The organism is Streptomyces sp. UNOC14_S4 (genome assembly GCF_020740835.1).
Lineage (GTDB): Bacteria > Actinomycetota > Actinomycetes > Streptomycetales > Streptomycetaceae > Streptomyces.
Map to the genome: position 1 here is coordinate 1 of NZ_JAINFC010000797.1, position 2308 is coordinate 2308.

General features: G+C 73.8%; 2 protein-coding genes. Both read right to left on the bottom strand.

The features are described 5' to 3' along the window. Positions 1 to 119: 119 nt before the first annotated feature. Positions 120 to 1124 carry a GDP-mannose 4,6-dehydratase gene (locus K6I34_RS35830; protein ID WP_229332209.1) on the bottom strand — a complete coding sequence of 335 codons (1005 nt, stop codon included), beginning with the start codon at positions 1122 to 1124 and terminating at the stop codon, positions 120 to 122. A 65-nt stretch (positions 1125 to 1189) separates the two neighbouring features. Further along, positions 1190 to 2308: hypothetical protein (locus tag K6I34_RS35835; RefSeq protein WP_229332210.1), on the bottom strand; the 1119-nt coding region annotated here is incomplete at its 5' end.

Here is a 2308-nt window from a genome sequence, read left to right on the forward strand (position 1 = left end):
TGGCGGGCGGGGGTGCCGCCGCGTCGGACGCCGTAGGTGTCGGACGTCGCAGATGTCAGACGTTGTAGATGTCAGACGTTGTAGATGTCAGACGTTGTAGATGTCAGACGTTGTAGATGTCAGACGTTGTAGATGCCGGCCTTGTAGCGGGCGAGATTCCGCGGGTCGCGGAAGAAGTCGACGGTCCTGGCGAGGCCCTGCTCCAGGGTGTGGGCGGGGGCCCAGCCGGTGGCGGCGCGCAGCCGGGACGCGTCGCAGACCAGGCGCATCACCTCGGAGTTCGCGGGCCTGACGCGCTCCTCGTCGGAGCGCACGTCGAGGTCGGTGTCCATCAGCTTGCCGATGAGGGTCACCAGGTCGCCGACGGAGATCTCCTCGCCGGTACCGGAGTTGAAGGTGCGGCCGACCACCGCGTCGGCGGGTGCGGTGCCGACGGCGAGGAAGGCGGCGACGGTGTCCTCGACGTAGCTGAAGTCGCGGGTGGGGCGCAGGTCGCCGAGGGTGATGACGCGCTGTCCCGCGGCGACCTGGCCGATGACGGTGGGGATGACGGCGCGCATGGACTGGCGGGGGCCGAAGGTGTTGAAGGGCCGCAGGGTGACGACGGGGACGCCGAAGCTGGCGTGGTAGCTGTCGGCGAGGCGGTCGCCGCCCGCCTTCGACGCGGCGTACGGGGACTGGGTGTTGATGGGGTGGTCCTCGCCGATGGGCACGGTCCGCGCGGTGCCGTAGGTCTCACTGGTCGAGGTGTGCACGAGGCGGGGCACGCCCAGGTGGCGTACGGCTTCGAGGACGTTGAGGGTGCCGGTGACGTTGGTCTCCACGTAGCTGTGCGGGGCGCGGTAGGAGTACGGGATCGCGATGAGCGCGGCCAGGTGGTAGACGGCGTCGGTGCCGGTGACGAGCCCGGTGACGGAGCCGGGGTCGCGGACGTCGCCGAGGACGATCTCGACGTCCTCCAGCACCTCCCGGGGCAGGGTCTCCAGCCATCCGAAGGAGGAGAAGGAGTTGTACTGCACCATGGCGCGGACCCGGTGGCCGGAGGCGACGAGCGCCTCGACGAGGTGCGAGCCGATGAAGCCTTCCGCGCCGGTGACGGCGACGGGTGCGGACGTGACGGGCATGAAAGGGGTCTCCCTCGTGAACGGGCTGTGCGTGAGCGGATGCACGGGCGGGGGGCCAGTGGTGTTCAGCGGTGCGTGGTGATCCGTCCGAGCCGGTGCGCGGCGACGGCGAGCAGGGCGGCCGCCGTGCCCGTACAGACGAGGAGCTGGACCGTGGCGGGTGTCGAGACGCGCAGGGCGCCCGCCGTCGCCTCCGCGCCCGCCGCGGCCAGGCACAGGGTGGCCGGGAGCCAGGCGACGCCGAAGGCCTGGAGCAGCAGCCCGGCCCAGAGCACGGTGCCGAGGGCGAGCAGGCCGGCGAGGCGTACGGCGGTCAGTGGCGGGCCGTTGTGCCAGAGGGCGCCGGCGGCCAGGGCGAGCGCGCCGAGGGAGACGAGGTAGACGGTCGCGCAGAAGGCGAGCACGCGGGCCCCGCCGAGCAGCAGTCCCCGGGGGGTCGTGGCGCGGGTGAGCGCGGCGAGGGCCAGGCTGCGGCAGCGGTGGAGCAGCCATTCGGCGGCTCCCATGCTGAGGGTGAGCGCGATGACGGCGGCGCCCGCCGTCCGGGCCCCGGGGCTGTGGCGCAGCACGTCGCCGAGCGCGGCGAGGGTGGTGAGCACCCCGCAGCCGAGGCCGAACAGGCCGTACGGCAGTGAGGCGAGGGGGGACAGCCGGGGCGGTGGCGTGTCGGTGCTTCCGGTCCTCCGGGCGCGCACGATCTCGTAAAGGGCCGTCCCCGTCACCGCGGTGAGGGTGGCGAGCAGCAGGCCGACGCGTACGGCGGTGGGCAGCGGCACGGCGAGGAGCGCGGTGCCGCCGGTCGCGGTGGGCAGCAGGGTGAGCAGCAGCAGTTTCTCGCGGCCGAGGACGAGGAGGACGGTGGCCGCGGCGAGGTAGAGGGCCTGGCCCGCGGCGAAGGAGGTGACACCCGCGGCGCGGGGTGCGGCGAGGGCGGCGGCGGTGGCGAGCAGGGCGCCGAGCGGCGCTCCCCACGCCAGGCAGCGTCCCGCGGCGGCGCGGCCGGTGGCGATGCGGAGGTAGGCGCGGTGGGCGAAACCCTGGTTCCAGGCCCAGGCCACGAGGGCGGAGGCGACGAGTCCGGTGGTGCCCAGGGGCAGGCCGTGGCCGTCGCGGGCGCCGGTCATGAGGGGTGCGGCGAGCGCGTAGCCGAGGCCGGGCAGGGTGAACACGAGGGCGCGCAGGGC

Excerpts from the sequence above, each read along its gene's own strand:
- K6I34_RS35830 (WP_229332209.1), bottom strand. The coding sequence starts at position 1,124 with ATGCCCGTCACGTCCGCACCCGTCGCCGTCACCGGCGCGGAAGGCTTC.